This window comes from Coriobacteriia bacterium (assembly GCA_018368455.1).
In the GTDB taxonomy this organism is placed as follows: Bacteria; Actinomycetota; Coriobacteriia; order Coriobacteriales; family UMGS124; genus JAGZEG01.
The window spans coordinates 1-18,269 of record JAGZEG010000014.1; the positions used below are offsets into that span (position 1 = coordinate 1).

Annotated in this window: 13 protein-coding genes and 3 tRNA genes; 4 read left to right on the forward strand and 12 right to left on the reverse strand. The window is 66.2% G+C overall.

Annotated elements, in window-relative coordinates:
* The 12 genes from KHZ24_09355 to KHZ24_09410 form a co-directional block, all read right to left on the reverse strand.
* Positions 1-429: polysaccharide biosynthesis protein (locus KHZ24_09355; protein MBS5451397.1), on the reverse strand; the 429-nt coding region annotated here is incomplete at its 3' end.
* Positions 426-1,130, reverse strand: a complete 705-nt coding sequence (locus KHZ24_09360; protein ID MBS5451398.1) for a WecB/TagA/CpsF family glycosyltransferase — start codon at positions 1,128-1,130, stop codon at positions 426-428. The genes KHZ24_09355 and KHZ24_09360, both read right to left, overlap by 4 nt.
* 74 nt (positions 1,131-1,204) lie before the next feature.
* Complete coding sequence (locus KHZ24_09365; GenBank protein MBS5451399.1) at positions 1,205-1,855, reverse strand: sugar transferase; 651 nt, start codon at positions 1,853-1,855, stop codon at positions 1,205-1,207.
* A gap of 169 nt (positions 1,856-2,024) precedes the next feature.
* The gene (gene loaP / locus KHZ24_09370; GenBank protein ID MBS5451400.1) at positions 2,025-2,573 is read right to left on the reverse strand and encodes an antiterminator LoaP; all 549 of its coding nucleotides are present in this window, start codon (positions 2,571-2,573) and stop codon (positions 2,025-2,027) included.
* Positions 2,574-3,017: 444 nt separating this feature from the next.
* Entirely contained in the window at positions 3,018-3,482 is a 465-nt protein-coding gene (locus tag KHZ24_09375) for an antitermination protein NusG (GenBank protein ID MBS5451401.1), read from the reverse strand.
* A 489-nt stretch (positions 3,483-3,971) separates the two neighbouring features.
* Positions 3,972-5,435, reverse strand: a complete 1,464-nt coding sequence (locus tag KHZ24_09380) for a bifunctional folylpolyglutamate synthase/dihydrofolate synthase (protein MBS5451402.1) — start codon at positions 5,433-5,435, stop codon at positions 3,972-3,974.
* Positions 5,436-5,493: 58 nt separating this feature from the next.
* Positions 5,494-8,217: a valine--tRNA ligase gene (locus KHZ24_09385; protein ID MBS5451403.1), complete on the reverse strand. Its 2,724-nt coding sequence runs from the start codon at positions 8,215-8,217 to the stop codon at positions 5,494-5,496.
* Positions 8,218-8,378: 161 nt separating this feature from the next.
* Positions 8,379-9,257 (reverse strand): TVP38/TMEM64 family protein, encoded by an 879-nt coding sequence (locus tag KHZ24_09390; protein MBS5451404.1) that lies wholly within the window; start codon positions 9,255-9,257, stop codon positions 8,379-8,381.
* Between the two features lie 541 nt (positions 9,258-9,798).
* Positions 9,799-11,124 (reverse strand): ATP-dependent Clp protease ATP-binding subunit ClpX, encoded by a 1,326-nt coding sequence (gene clpX, locus KHZ24_09395; GenBank protein MBS5451405.1) that lies wholly within the window; start codon positions 11,122-11,124, stop codon positions 9,799-9,801.
* Positions 11,125-11,129: 5 nt separating this feature from the next.
* Entirely contained in the window at positions 11,130-11,744 is a 615-nt protein-coding gene (locus tag KHZ24_09400; protein ID MBS5451406.1) for an ATP-dependent Clp protease proteolytic subunit, read from the reverse strand.
* A gap of 211 nt (positions 11,745-11,955) precedes the next feature.
* Positions 11,956-13,509 (reverse strand): trigger factor, encoded by a 1,554-nt coding sequence (tig, locus tag KHZ24_09405; protein MBS5451407.1) that lies wholly within the window; start codon positions 13,507-13,509, stop codon positions 11,956-11,958.
* Between the two features lie 48 nt (positions 13,510-13,557).
* A tRNA-Leu gene (locus tag KHZ24_09410) sits at positions 13,558-13,642 on the reverse strand.
* Between the two features lie 265 nt (positions 13,643-13,907).
* Here KHZ24_09410 and KHZ24_09415 point away from each other — a divergent pair.
* The 4 genes from KHZ24_09415 to KHZ24_09430 all read left to right on the forward strand — a co-directional run bounded on the left by KHZ24_09415 (position 13,908) and on the right by KHZ24_09430 (position 18,063).
* A tRNA-Pro gene (locus tag KHZ24_09415) sits at positions 13,908-13,984 on the forward strand.
* Position 13,985: 1 nt separating this feature from the next.
* Positions 13,986-14,061 (forward strand) — tRNA-Gly (locus tag KHZ24_09420).
* 543 nt (positions 14,062-14,604) lie between these two features.
* Positions 14,605-16,791 carry an LTA synthase family protein gene (locus KHZ24_09425; GenBank protein MBS5451408.1) on the forward strand — a complete coding sequence of 729 codons (2,187 nt, stop codon included), beginning with the start codon at positions 14,605-14,607 and terminating at the stop codon, positions 16,789-16,791.
* Positions 16,792-16,950: 159 nt separating this feature from the next.
* Positions 16,951-18,063 carry an aldo/keto reductase gene (locus tag KHZ24_09430; protein ID MBS5451409.1) on the forward strand — a complete coding sequence of 371 codons (1,113 nt, stop codon included), beginning with the start codon at positions 16,951-16,953 and terminating at the stop codon, positions 18,061-18,063.
* The last annotated feature ends 206 nt before the right edge of the window (positions 18,064-18,269 follow it).

Below are 18,269 nucleotides of genomic sequence, written 5' to 3' on the forward strand. Positions count from 1 at the left end.
CATGGCGTTGATGGGGTAGGCGGCCTTGTCGGTGGAGAGGCACACCACGCGCTCCACGCCCTCCTCGATGGCGGCGTGCAGCACGTTGTCGGTGCCGATGACGTTGGTCCTCACCGCCTCCATCGGGAAGAACTCGCAGGAGGGCACCTGCTTCAGGGCCGCCGCGTGGAAGACGTAGTCCACCCCGCGCATGGCGTCCCGGACGCTCTGGGCGTCCCTCACGTCGCCGATGAAGAAGCGCACCTTGCGCGCCAGCTCGGGGCTCCTCTCCTGCAGGCGGTGGCGCATGTCGTCCTGCTTCTTCTCGTCGCGGGAGAAGACGCGGATCTCCCCCACGTCGCTGCCCAGGAAGTGCCGCAGCACGGTGTTGCCGAAAGATCCCGTGCCGCCGGTGATCATCAGGGTCCTGCCGGTGAATGCGTCGCTCATGCCTTGCCTTCCTTGCGCCTCGCGCCCGTGAGCTGATACCAGATGAACTTCGTGTTGGTGACCGCGTACCTCTTGAAGAGCCGCCCGGGCTCCTGGGCCAGGCGGTAGAGCCACTCCAGGGAGAGGTCCTGCATCCAGCGCGGGGCCTCGGGCACCACGCCCGCCAGCACCTTGAGGGCGCCGCCGACGCCGACCATCAGGCAGCGGGTGCGGCCCCTGAGCTCGCGCATGAGGGCCTCCTGGCGCGGCGCGCCCAGCGCCACCCAGCAGAAGTCGGCCCCGGCGGCGTCGACGCGGGCGCACAGCCCCGCCTTCTCGGCCTCCGTCAGGGGACGGAAGACCGAGGGCTCCATGCCGGCGATCGCGAGGCCGGGGTAGGCCGCCTCGAGCGCGGAGCGCAGGGCCCCCAGGGTCTCGGGCGCGTCGCCGTAGAAGTAGTGGCGCCAGCCCCGCCCCGCGGAGAGCGCGAGGACCTCGCGCATCAGGTCGGGGCCCGTGACGCGGCCCATCGCGGGGGCCTGCCTGCGGCCCACCACCGACAGGGGCTTGCCGTCGGGAAGCGACATGACCGACCCCGCCTGGCACTCCCAGTAGGCCGGGTCGTCGTGGGCCATCACGCACGTGTGCGCGTTGGAGACGCAGACGTACTCCCCGCGCAGGCCGTCCAGGCCCTCGCAGAGCAGCGACAGGCAGCCATCCATGTTCGTCGCCGTGATGGGCACGCCGACGACGTCGACGCGGCGCAGGCGAGGGTCGGAAGGGTCCAGGGCCACCGCTACACCGCCCCCTCTCCGGTGAACACGACCCTCACGGTCCTGGCGATCACCCTCAGGTCAGTCCACACCGAGCGGTCGCGTATGTAGGCCAGGTCCAGCTCGACCATCTCGTCGAAGTCCAGGTCGCTTCGGCCCCCGACCTGCCAGTAGCCGGTCAGGCCCGGCTTGACGGCCAGGCGCTGAAAGGCCCTCTCGTCGTAGAGGGCCACCTCCCGGGGAAGCGGGGGGCGGGGCCCCACCACGCTCATCTGGCCCATAAGGACGTTGACGAACTGGGGGAACTCGTCTATGGAGTGCCGGCGGAGGAAGCGGCCCACCCGGGTGACGCGGGGGTCCTCCCTCATCTTGAACATGGGGCCGGCAACGTCGCTCCTGTCCAGCAGCTCGGAGAGCCCCCTGTCGGCGCCCTTGCGCATCGAGCGGAACTTCCACATCGTGAAGGTCGACTGGGAGCCGTCGCGGTGGGTGCGCCCCACCCGGGCCTGGCCGTAGAAGGGGTTGCCCGGCGAGTCCAGGCGTATGGCGGCGGCCAGCAGCAGGCCCGGCACCAGCCCGACGGCTATCACGCAGGCCGAGAAGGCTATGTCGAAGGCGCGCTTGGCCACCCGGTAGCCCACCCGGGAGCGGTCCAAGTCCTTGACGGACTGCATGGCCGAGAAGCGCGGGAGCACGCCTCGGGCGTCGGGGGCCTGCGGTCCGTCCCCGGAGCCCCCGGGCCTGGCGCGGGGGCGGGGGGCCTTGGTGCCCAGGGGGGCGCCGGGCTCGGGAGCGGGCGCGTCAGCGGGCCCCGCGTTCGCAACAGCAGACTCTCGCCTATCCTCAGACGGCAAATCCATCGCCATGCTCTTCACTTTTTCCTGGTCGTCTTGCAAGAATCGCCAATCCCACTTTTGTCTGCATCTTCCGTCCGAACATGTCGACCTCGAGAAATGCGAGGCCCTTGCGGCGGTTGATGCTCCGGATCCATCCCTCGCGCTGCTTGAGCGGGCCGCTCGTCACGATGACGCGGTCACCCTCAATGACGCCTTCCGACATGGGCACAACGCGCTCTCCCGGCCTGGTAAACGCACCGATCCACGCCTGGTCCTGCTCGCTCAGGGGAACGAACGCCTCTCCCATGCTCAACACGCGCGTAAACTCCGGCACGTCACGCAGCTCGCGTTTCAACCGCTCGACGTCGTCCGTCACAGCGATGACGTATCCAGGGAACAGCACGCTCGTCCCGTTCACCCATGTCCCGCGTACTTTCTTCTGCGTCTCGTAGCGCGGCGTGAAGCACTCGCTCACTGCGTCCTTGCTGACGATTCTCTCGATAAGACGGCATGTGGCTTCTTTCTTGCCGCCCAGAACCTGCACGACATACCACATGCGACCATCCCATCCGCCGCGCCCGATCCGTGCAGGGCGCACGCGAAAGCCGCGAAGCCCTGAGACACGTCCGCACGGCTCACGTATGCAAAATCAGATCCCTAAAACGATGTGCGAAGCAGAAACCGACGCATCAGGCCCTTGTCAAAGCCACCGCGCCGCCTTCGCAGCGCCATGCTTCGCCCCTGCGGCCTATCCGCATCGAAAAGAGAGACGTATGCATTCCCTTGACCCGTCGAGACCCGCACCAGGCACCGCCTCGACCGCAGCAAGATATGTCGTCGAACACGTGCGAGACACGCTTTGGAAAGCACGCCCACCTCGGCAAACATCCGAGGCGGCATCACTCACCTCGCAGCTCAGCGCGCAAAAACCAGGCCATCGCCCTCACGGGTCACCTGGGCTTTGCGCGCCCAGCTGGCACATCGCCAACCGCACAATCTCCTACGACTTGGCGACCACCTCCAGCGCCATGCGCACGGACGACCGCCCAAGCAGGCTCATGTCGAGATAGGCCACGCGCTTGTGGCGATCGATTTTCGTGACGAGGTCCTCGCGCCCCGCGAGTGGCCCGGAATAGACGACGAGGCGCCCATCGACAATGGCGCCCTCCGACGCAGCGATGAGGTGGTTCGGGCCCGCAAGCTCGGAAAGCAAGGCAACTGTAGGTGCGTCAAGCGCAATCGGCTCGCCCGCATCGTTCACAAGCGGGCGCACAGGCTCGTCAGCAAGCAAGCCCAGAGCCTCGGCAAGCGTCGAGGTGTCTTGAGTTATAGCGATGACATATCCGGGAAAAAGATGCTGTTCCTGCAGCTCCCAGACGCCCTTTAAGCGAAAGAACGCCTGACGACGGACAGAGAAGCAGTCATGTACCGCCTCACCTGCAATGGCACGTACGCGACGCGCCACAGCGCTCTCCCGCCCCGCCGTCACCTGCAAGGCATACCAGGGCAGCTTCTGTGCAGCGGCCCTCAAAGAAACGGCGCGCTCAGTTAGTGAAGACGGGCAAAGGGCCTCAGAATGACCCCCCCCCCGCTTTATTTCGCGGGGCGAGTCAGTGGGAATAAGGCAGCGGGAGCGCGTCGGCAGCGCAGTCGGCGTACTCATACCGCATGTCATAATCGCCTGCACCACGGACACCTCCCGTCTTTTATCTACCTCTTGTTGAGGCCTCTAGTCACGCGTACTTTAACACGGCTTTCAGAGGAGCACGCAGCGTGTTCGCCAGATGTAATAACTGACGCGCGCCGCGTCATGCAACGCACAAAACCAGTCGAAAGCGTCATGGAGACTTCATGCTCCGACGTGTCAGATCCCGCGAGCTACACAACGCGCCGCCGGCCGAGATCGTCCCGGCCGGCGGCGCGCGAAACGGCAGACACGGGCCGCACCCGACTCTTACGCCCTCTTCTGCAGCAAGCCCTTGATCTGGCCGATAAGCGTGATCGTGCCGCAGCAGATGAACGGCTCCTCGGCCTCGAGCAGCCCCGCAAGCGCCTCTCCCGCGTCGGGGATGACCATGAGGCGCGGGCCACTTTGCTCTGGCGACCCTACAAGCTCGGTCACCTCGTCCGCCAGCGTCTGGGCAGGCAGGGCTCGCGGAGAGTCGCTCTGCGTCACGACGATGCGCCCGAACAGCGGGGCGAGCACCTGCACGATGCCGCGGTGGTCCTTGTCGGCCAGCGTCGCAAACAGAAGGGCGGGTCGGGCCGCCTTGTCGGGCGCGACCTCCTGCAGCGCCGTCGCGAACGCCTGCGCCGACTGCGGGTTGTGGCACGCGTCGAGCAAGATAAGCGGCTCTCGACGGATGACGTCGAAGCGCCCCGGCGTAGGACAGCTCGCAATGGCAGCACGGGCAGCATCCGCGTCGAGAGGGCGCCCCATCAGCGCCGTCGCCAGCGACAGCGCGCACGCAACGTTGGCCGCCTGGTAGTCCGGTGCCACGAGGCAGACATTCGGGTAGCTCGCGCTCACGAGCCGGGCGCCCGGCTCCGCGGCCTCACCAGCACCTGTTCCCGGCACCTCAACCTGCACATCCACATCGAGTGTAAGCTCGTCGCCAAGGTGCGTAGGCCGGTGCGTCACGCGGGCATCCGTTCGCGGCAGCCCCGCCGCCCTGGGCAGCACCTCGCTGCCGTCAACCACCACGACCGTCGGCGTCACACCCTCTTGAGAGCACCGATCCAGCATGACATCGAGCACCTCTGCCGGGCGCGCCGCGTCAGGACCGAGCACGCAGGGATTACCAGCATGGATGACTGCTGCCTTCTCCCCCGCGATCTGCCCGAGCGTGTCGCCGAGGATCTTCACGTGATCGAGCCCGATGCCCGTCACGCAGCACCCCTGTGTCGCTACGGCGCTCGTCGCGTCCCAACGCCCGCCGAGGCCCACCTCGAGCACGGCCACGTCGACGCCCGCCTCGGCAAACACCGCCACCGCAGCAGCCGTCAGCAACTCGAACTCCGTGACGCCCAGTCGCGCCATCTCAGCGTTGCGCGCCTGCACCCGCTCCCACGCCGCCAGTGCCCAGGACACGCCGCGTGCAAACGCGGCCTCGCTCACGGGCGCGCCGTCGACCTCCATGCGCTCGGCGTAGCTCACGAGGTGTGGGCTCGTGTACAGGCCCGCGCACAGGCCCTCGCCGCGCAGCAGGGCCGCCGTGTAGCGCGAGGTCGACGTCTTGCCGTTCGTGCCGGCAATCTGCACGCAGCGATAGCAGCGCTCGGGGTGCCCGAGCTCCGCCATGATCTCTTGCGTCGTCTCGAGCGTGAGGTCGATGCCGAAGCACAGAGCCGCCGTCACGCGCTCGACAGCCGTATCGTAGTCGAGCACCTGGTCATCGCGAAGCGCAAACGGCGGCACCCAGCGCCGACGCGATGCGCCGGCGCCCTCCCCTGCCGAAGCCCCCAGAGTCGCGCCCTTAGGACAGGTCACGAATCTGCTCCTCGAGCAGGGCGATGCTCTCCGTCAGCTTGGCAACGCGCTCGCGCTTGTCAGCGACGATCTCGGGCGCAGCCTTGGCCATGAAGCCAGCGTTGCCCAGCACCTTCTCGACGCTCGCAAGCTCCTTGCGCGCGGCCTCGAGCTGCTTGGTCGTGCGCTCGACCTCCTTGCCGAAGTCCACGAGGCCAGTCAGGTTCACGTAGATGCGCAGGCCCTGCTCAAGACGGCCCACGTAGCCCGCTGGCTTGTCAGCCTCGCCCGCCACGAGCTTCAGCTCGCCCAGGCGTGCCATGCCGCACACGGTGCCGCGGTCGGCCTCAAGGCTCGCGATGTCCTCAGCCGCGCCGCTTACGAGCACCTCGAGCTCCTGCTTGGGCGAGATGCCGTAGCGAGCGCGCATGGAGCGTGCCGTGCCCACGACGGCGCGCACGAGCTCGAATGCGTGCTCGGCAGCCTCATCGACCCAGCACGCCAGTGCCTCGGGCTCCGGCCAGCTCGCCAGCATGAGCAGCTGCGTGCCGGCCTTCTCGCCGCTCTCCACGACGCCGTCGGCCGCCTCGCCCGCCGTCTTGGGCAGCTGGTCCCAGATGAACTCCGTCACGAACGGCATGACGGGATGCAGCAGCCTGAGCGCCTGGTCGAGCACGAACACGAGGTTGCGCTGCGTCTGCGTGCGCACCTGCGCGTCCTCGGAGCGCAGCGGCGCCTTACAGCACTCGATGTACCAGTCGCAGAACTCGTTCCAGAAGAACGCGTACAGCTCGCGGGCGTAGTCGCCGAACAGGTAGCCATCGAGGTCGGCCCTTACGGCGCTCGCCAGCTTGCCAAGGCGCGAGAGGATCCACGCGTCGGCGCCGCTCAGCGCCTTGGGCTCGCCCGGCTCAAAGCCTTCGTCCAGGTTGCTCAGCACGAAGCGGCTCGCGTTGTAGATCTTCGTCACGAACGCCTTGGCCTGCTCGGTGCGCGGCGAGCCGATGAGCTCGTGCGTCTTCTTGTCGATGTCGGCGTCGAACTTGACGTCCTGGTTGTTCGTCACGAGCGTCAGCAGGTTGAAGCGCATGGCGTCGGCGCCGTACATGCGCATGAGGTCCATGGGATCGACGCCGTTGCCCTTGGACTTGGACATGCGGCTGCCGTCCTTGGCCAGGATCGTCGCGTAGATGACAACGTCGTGGAACGGGATCTCGTCGCAGAAGTACAGCGAGCTCATGACCATGCGCGCCACCCACAGCGCGATGATGTCACGCGCCGTGACGAGCGCCCTCGTGGGGTGGTGCCCCTCCATCTGCTCGGGGTTCTGCGGCCAGCCTTGCGTCGCGAACGTCCACAGCTGGCTCGAGAACCACGTGTCGAGCACGTTCTCGTCCTGATGCACGTGGTGCCCGCCGCACTTGGGGCAGACGTCCACGTCGTCCATGCACGCGTCTTCCCAGCCGCAGTCCTCGCAGTAGAACACGGGGATGCGATGGCCCCACCACAGCTGGCGCGAAATGCACCAGTCCTTGAGGTTCTCCATCCACGTCGTGTACGTGTCCGTCCAGCGGGCGGGGTGGAACGTGATCTCGCCGCTCGTCACGGCCTTGAGCGCCGGCTCCTTGAGCTTGTCGACGGCCACGAACCACTGCTCGGACAGCCAGGGCTCGAGCGTCGTATCGCAACGGTAGCAGTGCATGACGTTGTGCTCGTGGTCTTCGACGTGGTCGAGCAGTCCGTGCTCCTCGAACCACGCGACGACGGCCTCGCGGCACTGCTCGCGCGTCATGCCCGAGAACTCGCCGTAGCCGTCCACCACGACGGCGTGCTCGTCGAAGATGTTGATCTGCGGCAGGTTGTGCGCCTGACCCATGGCGTAGTCGTTGGGGTCGTGCGCCGGCGTCACCTTCACGAAGCCCGAGCCGAAGCCCGCGTCGACGTGGAAGTCGGAGAAGATCGGGATCTCGCGGTTCACGATAGGCAGCATGACCGTCTTGCCGACGAACTTGGCCTTCTCGGGATCCTTGGGGCTGACGGCGACGCCCGTGTCGCCGAGCATCGTCTCGGGGCGCGTCGTGGCGACGACGATGTACTCCTGGCCGTCGACGGGCTCTGTGAGCGGGTAGCGCAGGTGCCACAGGTGGCCGGGCTCGTCGCGATACTCCGCCTCGTCGTCGGAGATGGCCGTCGTGCACGTGGGGCACCAGTTGACGATGCGCTTGCCGCGATAGATGAGACCGTCGTGATACCAGTCGCAGAACACCTTGCGCACGGCCGTCTGATAGGCGGGATCCATCGTGAACTTGGGATCGTCGAAGTCGACGGAGCAGCCCATGCGCTTGATCTGGTCGACGATGATGCCGCCGTACTCGCGCGTCCAGTCCCAGCAGGCGTCAACGAACTTCTCGCGGCCGAGCTCGAGGCGGGAGATGCCCTCGCTCTTGAGCTTCTTGTCGACCTTCGTCTGCGTGGCGATGCCGGCGTGATCCGTGCCGAGAATCCAGCGCGTCGAGACGCCCTTCATGCGGTTGTAGCGCACGATCGTGTCCTGGATCGTGTCGTCGAGCGCATGGCCCATGTGGAGCATGCCGGTGACGTTGGGCGGCGGGATGACGACGGTGCAGTCGCCGACGCCCTTGTTGCGCTGATAGGCGCCCGCACTCATCCACGTCTCGATCATCTGCGGCTCGACGGCCTGCGGATCATACGTCTTCGGCATCTCTTCCACGACGGTTTCCTCCCTGGGTCAAATGGTGCCGTCGAGTATACACGCCACGGTGCCGGAGCCGCGTTTTCCGAGGACGGCGGCGCAGATAAACCCGGGAATTGTCACGGCGCGAAGAACGGGAGGCGGACGGGCGGGGCGATCTTCCAGCCGCAGGCGCGCTGCTATGCGCGGACAGTCACCGTGTGCTCGGAATCGGCGTCGTTGAGGTGGCGGCCGTCGCGCACCCACTGGCGGCGCGCCTCCTCCTCGAGCACGGCCGCCTGGCGAGCCTGCTTCGAGATGAGCAGGTAGTAGCCGATACCAAGCGCAGACACGACGAGGACGACAAGGAACAGCAGCGCGGCCGTCCCGGCGTGTCCCTGTGCCGCAGCCGACCCCACAAGCACAGAGATGAGGATGGACGGCAGGCGGGTCGGGATAGAGATGGCCATCCACGTGGCCAGCGTCATCGGAGTGAGGCCCACGACGTACGACCAGATGTCCTTGGGCGTGCCGGGGATGAACATCATGAGGAACGTGATGACGTTGCGGCGGCGCTGGTCCTGGAAGAGCACGAGCTCGTCGAGCTTCTCCTGGGAGACGAACAGGCGGACGAACCTGGCACCGAAGCGCTTAACGAGCAAGAAGACGAGCAGCTCGCCCAGGGCAAGGCCAACGCTCACGACGATCGTGCCACCGAGCGTGCCGAACAGCAGGCCCGCGCCCACCTCGAGCGGTTCGCCGGGGATGAGGGCGATGAACACGTGCAGCGTGTTGATGAGCGCATAGACGACGCAGGCCAGCACGTAGTTGTCGCCCAGCGCTGCGCGAAATGCCGCCGGGTCAGCGATGAGATGCATGACGGGCGGCACGAGCAGAGCGCATACGGCAATGGCGACGGCCGCGCACGCAACGAGCACGAGAGCCTGCCGGCGCTCCTGGCGCGTCATGCCCTCGCGGCGCATCCTTGCGAAGTGAGCCCGCACGGAAGCGAGCCAGTCCTTGCCTGCGCCGAGGGCGTCGAGCAGGCGGCGCTTCAGACTGGGCGTTTCGTAGTACATCGAGCTAACTCCTTGCGCGCAGAGGGGGTCAGGCGAGCGGCTTTGCATAAGACTGTACCACGCGGCAAGGCGGGGCTCCCGTTTTGAGGCCCCGCCTTGCGAGACTGTTACCTTTCGACCCGATTTCGCGCGCAATTCCTCGGTTCGTGGACAGAAATCCCGCTCGTGAATGGGGCGTCGTCTCCTGGCATGCGATTCGGGAGAGCCGTACCTGGGAGTTTGCCGGCACGGGAGAGGTCGCGGGCCAGAGGGCACATGCACGAGCGCCGTTCTTGGCCACAGGATGGGCTTCGCGTTGCAGAAGCGGTCCGCGACGCCCCGGGAAGCCCGCCCGCGCAGGCCCATCCCATGCACGAGGGAGGTGCGGCAGGAAGTTGGACCGGAGGATTCCTCGGTCGGGACGGAGGCCGTGAGATCACAACAGGCCGCACTCCGAGCCCCGGCGGCTCGCAATAACGCAAAAAGGGGCCCGCGCGAGCCCGTCCCTAGGACAGGTAGCGCGGGCCCCTCCGGATGCAGACGTTTCGGACGCTCCTGCGGCTTATGCCATGTGCGCCGGAGCAGGAGTTGCCTCGGCCTCGGGCAGCGCCTCGGTGAGCTTGAGCGGCTGCGCCTCGCCGCGCACCGCTTCCGGCGTCACGACGACCTCGGTGACGTCCTGCTCGCTCGGCAGGTCGTACATCGTGTCGAGCAGCACGCCCTCGCAGATGGAGCGCAGACCGCGCGCGCCCGTGCCGTGCTTGATCGCCTTGTGGGCGATCTCGCGCAGCGCCTCGGGGGTAAACGTCAGCTTGACACCCTCCATCTTGAACATGCGCGTGTACTGCTTGACGAGCGCGTTCTTCGGCTCCGTCAGGATGGTGACGAGGTCGTCCTCCGACAGGCCGCGCGTCGCAGTGATGACGGGCAGACGGCCGATGAACTCGGGGATCATGCCGAACTTGTGCAGGTCCTCCGGCAGGCACTGGGCCATGAGCTCGTCAGACGTCTCGCTGACCTTCTCGTGCAGCTCGGAGTTGAAGCCCACACCGCGCTTGCCAACGCGATCGGCGATGATCTGGTCGAGCCCGACGAACGCTCCACCGAGTATGAACAGGATGTTCGTCGTGTCGATGGAGATAAGCTGCTGCTGAGGGTGCTTGCGACCGCCCTGCGGCGGCACGCTGGCAACGGTGCCCTCCAGGATCTTGAGCAGGGCCTGCTGGACGCCCTCGCCCGACACGTCGCGCGTGATGGACAGGTTCTCGGCCTTCTTGGCGATCTTGTCGATCTCGTCGACGTATACGATGCCGACCTGCGCGCGCTCGACGTCGCCGTCGGCGGCCGTGATGAGCTTGAGCAGGATGTTCTCGACGTCCTCGCCCACGTAACCGGCCTCGGTGAGGCTCGTGGCGTCGGCGATGGCAAACGGCACCTTGAGGAAGCGCGCGAGCGTCTGGGCAAGCAGCGTCTTGCCTGTGCCCGTGGGGCCCAGGATCAAGATGTTGCTCTTTGCGAGCTCCACGTCGTCGCTCTCGTCGAGCTCGAGAGGCTCCTCGTCGGGCGCGGCGATGCGGCGATAGTGGTTGTACACGGCCACGGACAGCGCGCGCTTGGCTGCCTCCTGACCCATGACGTACTGGGAGAGCTCGTCGTAGATCTCGTGCGGCGTGGGGAGGTTCTCGAGGTCGAGGCCCTCATCCTGCTGAGCCTCCTCGGGCTCCTCCTCAATGCCGATGCCGCTCTCGGCCAGCATCTCGCGGCAGGCGTCGATGCACTCATCGCAGATGACGACGCCGTTGGGGCCGGCGATGAGCTTGCGCACCTGGTCCTGCGGCTTGCCACAGAACGAGCAGTGCAGCGGCGGATGTGAGATGAAGTCGTCCATGAAAACTAGGCCTCGTCCTTCGGAGCGGCAGCTGCGGTGCGGTCAACGATGACCTTGTCGGCCAGGCCGTATGCCACGGCCTCCTCAGCAGTCATGTAGTTGTCGCGCTCCGTGTCGCGCTGGATCGTCTCGAGGGACTGACCCGTGTTGGCGGCGAGGATGCCGTTGAGGCGCTCGCGCGTCTTCTTCATGAAGTCGGCCACGATCTCGATCTCGGTCTGCTGGCCCTGCGCACCGCCGCTCGGCTGGTGGATGAGCACCATGGAGTTCGGCAGCACGTAGCGCTTGCCCTTTGCGCCAGCCGACAGCAGCACGGCCGCCATGGAGGCGCACTCGCCCAGGCAGATCGTCGACACGTCGCACTTGATGTAGTTCATCGTGTCGAGGATAGCAAGGCCAGCCGTCACGGAACCGCCCGGAGAGTTGATGTACAGGGAGATGTCCTTGTCAGCGTCCTGGCTCTCGAGGTGCAGCAGCTGCGCCACGACGAGGTTGGCGCTGACGTCGGAAACCTCCTCGCCCAAGAACACGATGCGGTCGTTGAGCAGGCGCGAGTAGATGTCGTAGCTGCGCTCGCCGCGGGGCGACTGCTCCACGACAATGGGCACGAGCGACGACATGGGGTTCATGGTGTTCATGCTTGCAACCTCCCGGTGCTTATGCGGGTCGAGCACGGGTCAGGTCCGCCAGTGCGCGACCGGCGCGCCCCGTGTCGGGCGAACCTGGGCAGGCGCCTTCGCGAGCTTGCCTCACACCAGGTGAGCGCAGCGCGACGGCGTCTGCCCGGCCCGCCCGGACGAGACGCGCCGGACGATGACGATCCTGAAAGCCTTACTCGGCCGACTCCTGCGCGGCCTCGTCCTTCTTGGCCGCGGTCTTCTTGGTGGTGCGCTTCTTGGGAGCGGGCTTCTCGGCCTCACCCTCGGCCGGGGCCTCAGCGGCGGCCTTCTTCGTGGCACGCTTCTTCGGCGCGGGCTTCTCGGCCTCGCCCTCGGCGGCCGGCTCGGCGTCGGCGGCCTTCTTCGTGGCACGCTTCTTGGCCGGAGCCTTCTTGGCAGGCTCCTCCTCAGCCTTGGCCGGCGCCTCGGGAGCGTCGTCGGAGATCGTCACCTGGGCGGTCTCGAGCAGCCAGTCGATGGCCTTGTTGCGACGGATGGAGACGCGGATGGCCGGAATGCGGCCGTCCTCGACGAACTCGGCCTTCGTGGCCTCCCAGTCAGCGACGCCGGCGTTCTTGAACTCGTTGTCAACGTCCTCGTCCGTGCAGTCGAAGCCCTTCTCGGCCACGAGAGCGTCGAGGGCGAGAGACTCGCGGGCGATGTCGCTGGCCTGGCGGTTCAGGTCAGCCATGAACGCCTGCATGCTGATGCCGCTCATGCGCAGCCACGAGTCGAGCGTCTGGCCCTGCTGCTGCAGCTGCGTCAGGAAATTCTGGCCGAGCTCCTGGAAGACGGTCTGCGTGAACTCAGGGGTGGGCTCGCCCTCGAGGCGCTGGGCCAGGGCGCCAGTGACGCGGTTCTCCTTGAGCTGGGGCATGGCCTGCTGCTTCTGCTGGCCAATCTCCTTCGAGACAGCCTCACGCATGGCGGCCACGTCGTCGAAGCCGAAGTTCTTCTTCGCGAACTCATCGGTCAGCTCGGGCAGCACGTGCTCGACGAGGCGGTTGAGCGTGACGTCGACCGTAGCCTTCTTGGGCTCCGGGGCCTCCTCGCCCTCCTTGGGCTCGGGCTGCGGGACCTCAAACTCGATCGTCTTGGCGTCGCCGGGCTTCATACCGAGCAGGCCCTCGTCAAAGCCGGCGGGCATGGAGCCGCTGCCGAGCTTGTACAGGCGGTTGTCGAACTTGAGGCTCTCGGCGTTCTCGCCGCCCTGGCACTTGATGTAGACGAAGTCGTCGGCCTCGACAGCGCGACCCTCGATGTCCTCGTACTTGCCGAAGTAGCCGCGGAACGTCTCGACCTGGCGGTCAATCTCGGCCTCGGTCGCCTCCTCGGAGGGCAGGGTGATCTCGACCGGGTCGAACGAGCTGAGCTTGAGCTCAGGACGGACGCCGTACACGACCTTGAACGTGAAGTCCTTGCCGGACTCAACCGAAGAGGGCTCGGGGAAGTTGGGGTCACCGACGGGCACGATGTCCTCGGCGTTGCGCACGGAGGGCTCGACGTCGTTCACGAGCGTCTCGGTGGCCTGAGCGAGCACGTTTGCGCGACCGACCTGGCTGTCAATGACCGGGCGCGGGGCCTTGCCGGGGCGGAAGCCCGGGAAGCGGTACTTGTGCGCCACGTCCTTGTAGGCGCCTGCGATGGCCTTGTCAACGGACTTGGCGTCAACCGTGACCGTGACCTCGACCTTGTTGTTCTCCAGACGCTTTGCCGATGTCTCCAACGTTCCTCCAACAACTCGATTGCCTATGGGCGATGCGTGTAATGCCTATGGTGCGGGCGAAAGGGCTCGAACCTTCACGGGTTTCCCCACTGGAACCTAAATCCAGCGCGTCTGCCAATTCCGCCACGCCCGCCTGAGCATAACCATCGCATAGTACCAAACATGGCGCGTAACGCCCGCATTCTTTTACCCGCGATGCGAACGAATCCATAGAGGAACGCGTTGAGAGCTCGCGTACAAGAAATCCCCACGATTCGCCCGAGCCGCGATCGGCTAACGAAATGGGACGGGACATATGGTTTTCGCACGGGGATTGCAACGGGCGTTGCCGGCCGTAACGACAACGGATATACTTCGTGACTCGGATGGGTGCGGTGCCGAGATGTGTCCTGCACCAACGGGGCGTAGCGCAGCTTGGTAGCGCATCTGCTTTGGGAGCAGAGGGTCGCTGGTTCAAATCCAGTCGCCCCGACCACGCGGCGGTAGTTCAATTGGTAGAGCGTCAGCCTTCCAAGCTGATTGTTGCGGGTTCGAGTCCCGTCCGCCGCTCCAGTGAAATCGCAGGTCAGAGGCCATGAGCTTCTGGCCTGTTTTCGTTTGTGGGGCAATGTGCACCAAGAGGGCGGGGGCGAGCGCCCCCGCTGGCCCAAAACGACCTGCCCGGATGCCAGATAATGCCCGCAACCCACCTGATTGGTCAAAACCACCGTGCTTTGCGAGTCCCCGAGGCCCACAGGATCAGCTGGCAAAAGCAAAACCGCAGGTAAACCTGAACCGCCGGGCGGACCAAGGGGCAATTTGCGACTCAAAGCTTCTTATCCCCTCGCAAAGCAGGGGTGTTTTGGCCAAAAGGTCGGTCCTTCGCGCTTCTCTGGCATCGCATCCGTCTCTTGCGGCACACCGCCCGGCACGTCGTGTCCGTTTCTTTATGGTTCTACCCTTCCTGTCGAGGCGGTTGATTTCCTCATCTGTCTGCCGTTTCATATAGGTACGGGCATCGCAGATCGCGCGCTATTTTTGTCCGTTTCCGCACCGTCTCCCCCGGTACCGCTCTCGACCACGTCACCGGGACGTCTCGCTCTTGAAAGGCCCGTCGTGGGAATGCTCCTTCACCTGCTGTCCCTCATCGCATGCGCCCTGCTCCTGATCCTGGCAGCCCGCCACGCTCGTCGCTCGCCCGCCGCCCGCACGCGCGGCTCCGTCGCAGGCTGCATCGCGTGGTGCGTCGTCCTGCTTGCCTGGCTTGCCTACAACGTCGCTGGCCTCGTGCGCTGCGAGCGCACCTGGCTCGCCCCGCTTGCCACGACGCTCATCGCAGGCGTCGCAACGCTCACGCTCATCTCGCCCGGCATTCGCGCCGGACGAGCGCGCACTGTGCTGGCCATCGTGCGCCCCCTGTTCATCGTCGCCTGCGTCCCCGTAGCGCTCTTCCTGGCGGAATGGCCGTACAACCCCGAGCTGGGCTCCCTTCTCGCAAACGCCGATCTGCGAGCCCTCAACCTCTGGCTTTTCGCCCTGGGCCTGGCGAGTGTGTGGTTCGTCGCACAGCGGCGCCGCGGAGCCGTGCTCGCCTTTCTCGTCGCCTGCCTCATCTGGGGCCTGGCAAACTACTTCCTCTCGCTGTTCAAGGGCCAGACCGTGCTGCCGGCCGACGCGCTTGCTCTCTCGACAGCCGCTGAGGTCAGCGCCGGCTACGTCTACTTTGTCGGCGACGCGGTCGTCCAGGCTCTGTGCGTGCTGCTCGCAGCCGCCGGCGTGCTCGCCATCCTGCCCTCGCCCCGCCTGACGCGCCTCATCGTGCCCGCCAACCTCATCGTGGGCCTCGCCTGCATCGCCCTGCTCGTCAACTGGTACGACACGCATGACATCCACGACGAGTACGGCGTCACCGTCGACGTGTGGGCCACTCGCGACTCCTACGTCCACTACGGCTCGATCCCCTGCTTCTTGCAACGCATGCAGGAAGTCGTGCCCGAGCCGCCGGAGGGCTACAGCTCCGCTGCAGCAAACCGCCTGCAGAGCCAGCTCGCCGCAGCCTGGGACGAGGACAATCCCTCATATGGGCAGCCTGACACGGCGTCCGCCCCTGAGGAGCGCCCATCCGTCATCGCCATCATGAACGAGTCGTTCAGCGACCTCGCCCTGTACGCCGGCGTCGAGGGCTACGACGGCATCGAAGAGCGTCTGGCGTCGCTCGGCGCCATCCAGCGCGGCACGGCATACACAAGCGCCCGCGGCGGCGGCACGTGCAACAGCGAGTTCGAGTACCTCACGGGCTCGACGCTCGGCAGCGTGGGTGGCGGCGTCTATCCCTACATGTTCTACGACATGAGCCTGGCAGAGTCGCTCCCCCACTATTTCGCGGCGCTCGGTTACGAGACGACAGCCATCCACCCGGAGGCGCCGACGAACTGGCGCCGCGACATCGTCTACGAGCAGATGGGCTTCGACCGCTTCCTGAGCCGCGCCGACTTCCCCGAGGACGCCGCGCGCCTGCGCGACCTCGTCACGGACCGCGCGACATACGACATGATTCTCGATGTGCTGAGCGGCAGCGACGAGTCGCAGTTCATCTTCGACGTGACGCTGCAGAACCACGGCGGCTACGACACGGGCCTGCTCGACGACTACCCCTACAGCAACGTCAGCGTCAACGGAACGTACGTCGAGGGGATGAGCGAGTACCTCAGCTGCATCGACGCCTCGCTCGACGACCTGGAGTATCTGTTCGACGAGCTGCGCACGCTCGACCGCCCCGTCATCGTCGTGTTCTTTGGCGACCACCAGCCCGGTTTCAACGACGCCGTCGCCGAGGCTTCCACGGGCCTCGCCGAGAGCTCCATGACGCTCTCCCAGGTGCAGCAGCGCTTCGAGACGCCCTACCTCATCTGGGCGAACTACGACGTCGACAGCTCCTCCGCGGCGAACGCGAGCTCCCTCCAGGGCAAGCTCACGGTGCACGGCTCGGCGCAGGGGAACGCAGGCGACGGTACTGTCCTCGATCTCAGCCTCGGCTACCTCATGGCGCAGACCGTGCAAGCAACGGGCCTGCCGCTCACGGACTACCAGAAGGCCCTTCTGCAGCTTGAGACCACCATGCCCGCCGTCAACCTCAACGGCTACCAGTCGAGCGGCGGCGCATGGTTCTGGATCGGGCAAGACGGGCCGGCTGCCGACGCCTACAACCACTACGCCACCCTACAGTACGCCAACCTGTTCGACCCCGCAGGCAATACAGCGTTCGACCGCTTCAAGCGTTCCGCGGAGCGACTCAGCCAGTAGGGCGAGCCCCGACGTGGCCCTCCCCTCGCCGTATAATGCCGCCCACCTGCGTGGCTCGCCCCCACCGACGCGGCGATGACCCCGGCAGGCAAGGAGCCATTCGAGGAGAGGACCCCCGCCATGCCCGACACGACCACCACCGGCTCGCCCTGGCCCGCCATGAAGAAGCTCGGCTTTGGGTGCATGCGCCTGCCACTCACCGACCCCAACAACCCCGCAGCCATCGACGAGCCCCAGCTCGCCCAGATGGTCGACGAGTACCTAGCCGCCGGCTTCACGTACTTCGACACGCTGTACTTCTACCACAAGCAGGCCAGCGAGGGGGCCCTGCGCCGCGCCCTCATGGACCGCTACCCCCGCGACGCCTACGTGCTCGCCGACAAGCTGCCGAGCGCCCTCATCAAGCAGGAGGGCGACCAGGAGCGCATATTCGCCGAGCAGTTCGAGCGCTGTGGCGTCGACTCGTTCGACTTCTACCTGCTGCATGCCCTGGGCGGCCAGAACTCCGTAAACACCGACCGCTTCGACTCGTGGAACTTCCTGCGCCGCCAGCGCGACGAGGGCAAGATCAAGCGTCTCGGCTTCTCATACCACTACAACGCGGAGTACCTGGACGAGCTTCTGACGCGCTGGCCCGACACCGAGTTCGTGCAGCTGCAGATCAACTACCTCGACTGGGAGGACGACGCCATCCAGGCGCGGCGCAACTACGAGGTCTGCCGCAAGCACGGCAAGCCGGTGTTCGTCATGGAGCCCATCAAGGGCGGGGCGCTCGCCGACCTGCCGGCCGAGGCCGAGGCGCTGCTGCGCGCCGCCGAGCCCGACCGCTCCCCTGCCGAGTGGGCCATCCGCTTCGCCGCAAGCCTGCCGGGCGTCGAGATGGTGCTCTCCGGCATGTCAAACCTCGAGCAGCTGCGCGCCAATGTAGCGTTCATGGCGGACTTCAAGCCGCTCCCCGCCGATCAGGTCGAGCTGCTGCACCAGGTCGGCGAGCTCGTGCGACGCAACATCACCATCCCGTGCACCGCGTGTCGCTACTGCGTGAGCCACTGCCCACGCGACATCGCCATCCCGGAGTACTTCAGCCTGCTCAACGCCGAAAAGCGCACCGTAAGCCGAGACTTCTCAACGCAGAAGATGATCTACCGCGGCTACGCCCGCGACCACGGCAGGGCAAGCGACTGCATCGCCTGCCGCGCGTGCGAGCGCGCCTGCCCGCAGCATCTCGGCATCGTCGACGGCCTCAAGCTCGTGGCCGAGACGTTCGAGTAGGGAGAGCGCAGACTCTGGTCGGGGCGCCCGTCGCGCCCCGACCGGACGCCAGGTATCGGTGTCCAGAAAGCTTAACCCTATCTTTAGACGGGATTGCCTACACTTCTGGGCAGAGAAAGGGCAGCACATGGCCGCCCCCGTTGAAATGGATTGGCTATGGACACCGAACTAAGCGGCTTCATCTTACGGTCCCTGCTCGTCGTCGG